This is a genomic window from Streptomyces sp. NPDC058955, assembly GCF_042741435.1.
Lineage (GTDB): Bacteria > Actinomycetota > Actinomycetes > Streptomycetales > Streptomycetaceae > Streptomyces.
In genome coordinates, this window is record NZ_JBHYKM010000031.1 from 63,392 (window position 1) to 69,734 (window position 6,343).

The 6,343-nt window shown below is 67.2% G+C and carries 8 protein-coding genes and 1 pseudogene; 5 read left to right on the top strand and 4 right to left on the bottom strand.

What is annotated here, in order from left to right:
* The first annotated feature begins 66 nt into the window (after positions 1–66).
* Positions 67–429: a MerR family transcriptional regulator gene (locus tag ACFW1I_RS15130; protein ID WP_384669902.1), complete on the top strand. Its 363-nt coding sequence runs from the start codon at positions 67–69 to the stop codon at positions 427–429.
* A 38-nt stretch (positions 430–467) separates the two neighbouring features.
* Here ACFW1I_RS15130 and ACFW1I_RS15135 read toward each other — a convergent pair.
* Positions 468–818, bottom strand: a pseudogene (locus ACFW1I_RS15135) (Tn3 family transposase); the annotation flags it as partial.
* Between the two features lie 301 nt (positions 819–1,119).
* Between ACFW1I_RS15135 and ACFW1I_RS15140 the strand changes: the two are divergent.
* Positions 1,120–1,911, top strand: a complete 792-nt coding sequence (locus ACFW1I_RS15140; RefSeq protein ID WP_384669903.1) for a hypothetical protein — start codon at positions 1,120–1,122, stop codon at positions 1,909–1,911.
* Between the two features lie 300 nt (positions 1,912–2,211).
* Positions 2,212–2,652, top strand: a complete 441-nt coding sequence (locus ACFW1I_RS15145; RefSeq protein ID WP_384669905.1) for a hypothetical protein — start codon at positions 2,212–2,214, stop codon at positions 2,650–2,652.
* 76 nt (positions 2,653–2,728) lie between these two features.
* Here ACFW1I_RS15145 and ACFW1I_RS15150 read toward each other — a convergent pair whose 3' ends face one another.
* The gene (locus ACFW1I_RS15150; RefSeq protein ID WP_384669914.1) at positions 2,729–3,415 is read right to left on the bottom strand and encodes a hypothetical protein; all 687 of its coding nucleotides are present in this window, start codon (positions 3,413–3,415) and stop codon (positions 2,729–2,731) included.
* Entirely contained in the window at positions 3,370–3,723 is a 354-nt protein-coding gene (locus tag ACFW1I_RS15155) for a S8 family serine peptidase (protein WP_384669915.1), read from the bottom strand. Before ACFW1I_RS15155 ends, ACFW1I_RS15150 begins: the two co-directional genes overlap by 46 nt.
* 239 nt (positions 3,724–3,962) lie before the next feature.
* Here ACFW1I_RS15155 and ACFW1I_RS15160 point away from each other — a divergent pair, with 239 nt between their 5' ends.
* Positions 3,963–4,586, top strand: a complete 624-nt coding sequence (locus ACFW1I_RS15160) for a hypothetical protein (protein WP_384669906.1) — start codon at positions 3,963–3,965, stop codon at positions 4,584–4,586.
* 127 nt (positions 4,587–4,713) lie between these two features.
* On the opposite strand, the gene ACFW1I_RS15165 is transcribed toward ACFW1I_RS15160, so the two are convergent.
* Entirely contained in the window at positions 4,714–5,589 is an 876-nt protein-coding gene (locus ACFW1I_RS15165; RefSeq protein ID WP_384669907.1) for an IS5 family transposase, read from the bottom strand.
* 497 nt (positions 5,590–6,086) lie between these two features.
* On the opposite strand from ACFW1I_RS15165, the gene ACFW1I_RS15170 reads away from it, so the two are divergent.
* Positions 6,087–6,343 (top strand): transposase (locus ACFW1I_RS15170; protein WP_384669909.1); only part of this gene is annotated, 257 nt, incomplete at its 3' end.

Genomic DNA, 6,343 nt, shown 5'->3' on the forward strand with positions numbered 1-6,343 from the left:
TGGTCATGACCAGAACGCTAAAGTCTCACATCAATGTGAGAGTCAATGCGATGAGGTGCAGATCACGTGCGCATCGGGGAGATGGTCCGCCAGACCGGGGTCAGCGAGCGGCTGCTGCGCTACTACGAGGAGCAAGGCCTGCTGACGCCGTCGAGGCTGCCCAGCGGCTACCGCGTGTACGCCGACGCGGACGTGGACACCGTCCGCCGTGTCCGAGCCCTGCTGGCCGCCGGTCTGCCGACCGCCACCATCGCCCAGGTCTTGCCGTGCATCCGTGACGACGGGACGACCCTCACGCCGGTGTGCTCCGACCTGGTGGCACAACTGCGCCGCGAGCGCGAACGCATCACCGATGCGATCAAGGAGCTGCAGACGTCGCAAGACATGCTCGATGCGGTCATCGCGGCAGGCCCGACCGGCAGCGACTGAACGGTCCCCAGCCGTGGTCGAACTGCGCGGGACAGCCGGGCCACAAGCTCGTAGGCGACGGGGAACCCGTCTGCGGCAAGCTGCTTGACGGCGGCATCGATATAGCGGCTGTTGAACAGCACCACGGCATTGAGGGCGAGGCCGAGGACGCCGATCCGGTCTTCCGTGCCATCGCGGTAGAGCTGGCGCAGTGCGCCGGGCGGGTGGTGCACCAGCGGACGAACAGCATCGAGTCCACCGTGGTGTCCGGCGCCGCGGTGGTTGGCCTCGTGCACACGCTGTTCACCCCGATCGGCACGGCACGATGACCGAGACCACCTCCACCCCGACGCCCAAGGGCGGAGGGAACGAAGCTGTTCCGGCGCCTCGTAGGGGCGGTTACGGGTCACCGGCTACCGGTTGCAGGCTTGGAGCTGCCTGGGCACCGATCCGAACAGCGCGAACCGACGGCCTCGCCGACCTGTAACCGGTAACTGGCATCCGGTGTCCGGTAACCGTCCTGCGTGCCTGCGGCGAGTGCGCGTGCCGCACTTCCTGGTCCGCATGGTCCACCTCGACCTCCTTGGCGGCGGGGGCGTCCTCCTCGCCCCCGGAGGACGACGTTTCCCTGGTAGTGCAGCGGCGGGGGTGGTGGTTCCGCTGGGGGATTTAACTCTGCACCCAGCACAGCAAGTTCGGCATGATGTGTCGGTGAAGTACTTCGAGGACAACCCCGAGATCTTCGCTGCCCTGGTCGCCGCCATCGCCATCCTCGGCGGCCTCCTCGGCAGCGTCATGGGCGCCAGGATCCAGGCGAACGGCGGGCGGGATCAGGCGGCGGCAGCGCGTGAGGCCGCGGAGATCGCTGCCGAGGCCCAGCGGGTGGCGGCGTTGTGGAGTGTTCGGCAGCTACAGGTTGCCGAGTTCATCCGGAGCGTTCGCGAAATGATGTCGGTTTACAACGGTATGTATCGGAGCGACGATGATGCCGAGAGCCGGCGCGCTCGCGTGGACGCCGCGTCCAAAGAGATGGCCTTGCGGGAAGCGGAGATCCGACTAATCGCCCCCGCGAAGGTTGCGCATGCGGCGACCGAGGTGTCCAGGGCGGCGAAGAAGGCAGGCGTGGGCGCGATGCGCTGGGGCCCGCTGGCCGGTGGCCGGGTCGCCCTCAGGCGCCTCTGCGACAGTGAAGACGATGCGGTTCGACATGAAGCCCGGGCGGCCAGGAGGGTACTCGACGACGAGAGTTCGAGCCGGACCGCACGGCGGCAGGCGCTGTCGGCGGTGGAAGGTCTGTCTGGGGAGCACATTCGTCGGCTGAGCGAGCCGCCCACGAAGCCCACCCAGCGCATCGTGGAAGGTAAGGACGCGCATCAGCGCGAGGTCGATGCCAAGATGGCAAGGCTCGTCAACGCCGCGCGCGAGATGCTGAAATCCGAGGACGACGTCCCCCCGGCGCTGCCGGCGCCGAAGCAGCGCCGCGGATGGTGGCGGGCGACGTAGGTCAGACTCCGCAGGCCGCTCTTCACCGGCACGATAAGAAGCGGAGGTGCCACGTGAGCGCGTCGAACTAGGGACAGTGCGTGCGGACCGTCTTGAGCTGGAATTGCTCGGGCTCGGGCTCGGGCTCGGTCCAGGTCTCAGGCCGGCTGAGGACCCATCTGGCGATGGTCCGCGGCAAGGGTGGGCGCGTCCCGGGCCGGGAGGGGCCTGTCTCTTCACGGCTGACGAGCACCTGTCCTGGCGATCATCCGATAAGGCGCCCCGATGATAATTTGCCCCGAATCGGGAAAGGGTGAGTAAGTGGACAGTGACTTGCGGCGATCGGTCGTCGTAACGCTTGGCGAACTCGGGCGTAGCGACGACTGGCGTGACCGGGCGGATGCCGGTCACAGCCTGGCAGGGTTCGCCGAGATGCAGGAAGCCGTAGAGCCGCTGCTGAGGCTTGTGCTTGACCCTCGTGACACCTTCGTCACCCGACGGACCGCGGAGGGCTTGCTTCGGCGAAAGGACAGAGCTGGACTGACGATAGTCGCCTCCGCACTGGCAGTCGCCAACGCCAACCACGCCGATTGGATCCACACGGCAATCGTCGATGTCTTCAGTATCTTCTCCGACGACCTGGACGAGGCGCTACGGCTCTGCGAGGAGATGTCGTGCGACACCGACGATCGTGTTGCTCAGGGGGCCCGTCGGCTGCACGAGAGTTTGGCAGAGATTGATCCCGTTCTTCGCCCGTCGTAGCGGGTATTTGAGCGCAGTTGTGAGGGTGCAGTTCCTCGACGGCAGGGGCAGCGAGGAGCACGTTGTCGGCTCAGCGTCACGGATCATTCTCGTCGATCATGTTCGGAGCCAGATCGTGAGGGCTGCCGCAGTGACTGTGCCGAGGTAGACGAAAACGGCGCTTGTCGTAGCGGGTGGCCTCCGTCCTGTGCTGCTTCAACCGATTGATGGCCCGGTCGACGGTGTTCCGTCTTTCGGCTGCATGCTGGTGCGTGCGGACGATGGTGGAGTCCACCGAGATGTCCCAGTCGATCTCCCCGCAGTCCGGCGCCCCCGGCTTGCCAAGGCCCCGGTTGATGTGCGCGCTGGGGTGGATGATGCCGTAGCCCAGGTAGCTGCTGGCCGTGCCGGGCCCCAGCCGTCGCAGCGGCCCGCAGAGTCGTACATGACGCGCAGAACCTGGCTCGCGGTCCAGCCCGGGGTGCAGGGACCAGATGAGGGCGGCGGTGGCCGACGAGAGCGCGGCGGAGGTGTGGGTGCCGCCCCCGTCAGGGCAGTGCCGCTGGAAGGAGGCGTCGCACCAGCGGGGGATGTTCGTGCAGGGAGCCGAGATGTTCACATCGTCGCCGTGCTGGGAGAAGTCGGCGACGTCGCCTTCCGGGGTGGTCGTAGCGACGCTGCCGGCGAGCAGGAGGACGTCCTTGGCGAGGGCGTCTTGCAGGGCGTAGTTCTGCCCGGTCAGGCCGGAGCCGATGGCGTGCCGGTTGCCGAGCGAGATGGTGATGGTCTTCGCGTCGAGTTCCGAGGCATCCTGATGGCTTGGTCGAGGTGGTCGTAGATGTCCGGCGGTTCGTCGTGCTCCAGCATGGGAACGCGAATTGGGATGATCTTGGCGGCGGGGGCGAGGTCCTGGAGACCGCCGCCCTTGCCGGTTTCCGTGATCAGCTCAGCGGTCGTGGTCCCCTGGCCGCTTCGGTTGCTGGTGTCGGGGCCGCCGCCTTCGGGGATGGACGCGTCCCGCCCGGGCAGGACTTGGCCCTGGAGAGTGGGTGTCGACGGGTTCACTCCCGAGTCGATCACGGCGATCTTGATTCCTTCACCCGTCGTCTTCTTCTAGATCTTGTCGACATCCATGCGGTCGAGGTACCACTGCTGGTCCCGGGCTGCGTCAGCATGCGCCAAGGGAGCCTGGCCGACTAGGCCGTGTATCGAAAGTGGATCTTGAGGCCGCCTCGGCCGTGCCCTGTACGGACGTAGAGGATCCACACCGGCCCTGGAGCGTGGGCTCAATATGATCTCCTGGATCGGTTGCTGCCTGCCCAGGGGGAACGATGCCGAGCTTCAAGAACACCGCCCGAGGACTCTGCTTAGCCGGAGTGTTCCTCATGCTTGCCGGGTGCGGATCCGGCAGTGGTGAAGAGAAACCCGGTCCGCTGCACAAGAGCAGCCAGCCCGCTCCTCACGTCCCCAGGCTTCTGGGGCTGCCCGACTTGCAAGCGGTCATGCCTGGCGTCGGCGGCATCCCGCCTGGTTGGGAGAAGAGCTCTGAGCTGCGTGACGAGGGTCCAGACGACAGCATCCTCGCCGGCGTGCAGCAATCCTTCGTCGCGCCCGACCTCAAAGGCATCGTCGGACTGAGCGCCTACTCTTTCCGGTCCACCGCCGACGCCATCCGGTACTACACGGACAGGAAGTCCAAGATGGCAAGTGTCAAGTTGGGGCCGGTGGAGCTTCCCGACGTCGATGCGGCGTACACAGCCGCGTACTGCCTGACGGACAACCTCTGCAGCGCCTCGATCGCGTTCCGGCTGGGTTCCGTCGCAGGAGTCGTGAACCTCAACACGAAGACTCGACCCGCCGTCGATCCCCGTGTGCTGAACTCCGTCACCCGCATGTTCGTCCATCGGATCCGACAGGCACAGCAGGGCCAGATCCCCTCCGCGAAGGCGGCATAGCCCTGACGCGCATGGACCGGGCTGGGCCGCGGCCGGGGTCAGCAACCAGTCCACCGGGTACTGCCCGAACGTCACCTCCCAGGCGCCACTCGCGTGGAACGTGGAGCCCACCTGTGACGGTCGGTGATCACAGCCACTCGTTGATAGCCGCGACGAGGATCGTCGCCTCGTAGCGGACTGCGAGCTTGTCGTAGCGCGTGGCGACGGCACGGTGCCTCTTGAGTCGGTTGATCCCGCACTCGACCGCATGGCGCTTGCGGTAGTCGGCCGGGTCGAAGCGCGGCGGCCGGCCGCCGCGGGACCCGAGCTTTCGGCGGTTGCGCGCCTGGTCGGGCTTGTCCGGGATGGTGCAGCGGATCCCGCGTCGGCGCAGGTAGGCGCGATTTCTGCGGGAGGCGTACGCCCTGTCAGCGCGTACCCGGTCGGGGCGGACACGTGGCCGGCCCGGTCCGAGGCGGGGGACGCGGACCTTCTCCAGCACCGGTTCGAACTGCGGTGAGTCCCCGCGCTGTCCTGCCGTGATCACGATCGACATGGGCTTTTGGCTCTGCTCGACGGCCAGGTGGAGCTTGGTGGTGAACCCGCCGCGCGACCGTCCCAGCCCATGATCATGCGGCTCGGTGAAGACCCCGCCCGGTGGTTCCTTCTGCAGGTCGCCCCGCTTGCGGGCCCCGGCCGCATGCTGATGGGCACGGCACACCGTGGAGTCGACGTTCAAGTCCCACACGATCGCGCCCTTCGCGTCGGCCAGGGACTGGAGCCGGGTGAGGATTCGCTGCCAGGTGCCGTTCCGCTGCCACCGGCGAAATAGGTCGTAGACCCGGCTCCACGGTCCGTACTCGACGGGGACGTCCCGCCACGGAACACCGGTCCGGACCCGGAACCGTATGCCGTCGAGCAGCCGCCGCCGAGGCCAGAGCGGCGGCCGCCCCGCCTTCGTGCCCTTCGGCAACAGCGGCTCCAACACCGCCCACTGCTCGTCCGTGAGATCTCCCCGGCCCATGAACCAAGATCATGCACAGCCCAAGATCCACTTTCGACACAGGGCCTAGATGGCCGTCTGCACAGAACTCGCCAAAGAGGCCGGCAAGCTGGGCGGCCCCGACGTGCTACGGGCCTTCTACCGAAACATGAGGCGTGGGCAGGGCTTTCTCCTCGGCGCTGCCGGCACCGGCGCAGGTATGGGCGGGCAAGCTGCGGTATGACAGTGGCGCGCCCGGGGCGCCGGCGATGCCACCGAGGCGGTGCAGGAGAGCGGGGCGACCTTGTCGGAACAGCCGCCGGCATCTGCGCCCTCAGTAGATGCCGGTCATGGCTGACACTGGCGGGGGGCCAGGGTGTCGGGCCGGTGGCGCAGTGCGCATGCTGGCCCGACACGGGTACCACTTCTCGTCCGGCTCGTCGCCCTGGGGCTCCGTGGCGCGGTGAGCGATGCTGGTTTTGAAGGCGCGCAGCTGATGCTCCGAGTCAACGCTTCGTAGCCAGGCTGTGCGGCTTGTGATGGAGCATCGCGCGGAGTACTCCTCCGAGCGTGCCGTGCATGTTCAGGTCGCCGAATCGCTCGGTGTCTCCCGTGAGTCCGTGTGCCGCTGGGTGATGCAGCACGAGGTCGATGCCGGCCAGGCCGCAGGCGTGACCAGCGACGAACGTGAGGAACTCAAGCGACTGCGGGCGGAGAACAAGCGGCTGCGCGAGGTCAACGAGGTGCTGAAGTCCGCGACGATTTTCTTCGCGGGGGAACTCGACCCCCGAAACCG